A 741-nucleotide genomic window follows, 5' to 3' on the forward strand; every position below is an offset into this window, starting at 1 on the left:
CGGGCGGAGGCCGCCTTCGCCGCCGCGCGCGCGGCGCTGGCGCCGCTCGCCGGGCGCCGGGTTCTGGTGATGAACCTCGGCGATTCCCGCCATTTCCGTGCCTTCGGCGCCGACAGCATGTTCGGCGACGTGGTGGCGCGGCTGGGGCTGCGGCCGGCCTGGGCCGAACCGACGCGCTTCGGCGCCTATCCGACGGTCGGCGTCGAGGCGATCGCGGCCATGCCGGACGCGATCGTGGTCAATGTGGGCCCGACGCCGCCTTCCGCGCTCGACGGCGTGCGCGACAGCCCGCTCTGGCGCGCCCTGCCCCCGGTCGCCGGGGGCCGCTTCGTCACGCTCGCGCCGGTGAACCCCTATGGCGCGCTGCCGGCGGCCCTGCGCTTCGCCCGCCTCCTCACCGAACGGCTCCGGGCTCTGCCGGATGCCTGACGCCCTCTCGCGCCGCGTTCCGCCGTGGCTGATCTGGGCCGCGCTGGCGGGGCTCGCGGCGGCGCTGTCGGTCGGGCCGATCCTCGACGGCCTGTCCGGCGACGCGCTCGACCGGGCGTTCCTGTTCTACAGCGTCCTGCCGCGCGGCGTGGTGGCGCTGCTGGCCGGCGCGGCGCTTGGCCTGTCCGGCGCGCTGCTGCAGCAGGCGCTCGACAATCCGCTGGCGGAGCCTTCCACCCTCGGCGTCTTCGCCGGGGCGCAGCTCGCGCTTGGCGCGGCGGCGGCCTTCGCGCCGGGGCTCGGGGCGCTCGG

The 741-nt window shown here is 77.5% G+C and carries 2 protein-coding genes; both read left to right on the forward strand.

The annotated features are described in order from the left end of the window. The coding region (locus ACFQ4O_RS18035; protein WP_378777807.1) for an ABC transporter substrate-binding protein at positions 1–429 on the forward strand (429 nt) is incomplete at its 5' end. After that, the coding region (locus ACFQ4O_RS18040; protein WP_378777809.1) for an iron chelate uptake ABC transporter family permease subunit at positions 422–741 on the forward strand (320 nt) is incomplete at its 3' end. The genes ACFQ4O_RS18035 and ACFQ4O_RS18040, both read left to right, overlap by 8 nt.

This window comes from Methylopila musalis (assembly GCF_042679725.1).
Classification (GTDB): domain Bacteria; phylum Pseudomonadota; class Alphaproteobacteria; order Rhizobiales; family Methylopilaceae; genus Methylopila; species Methylopila musalis.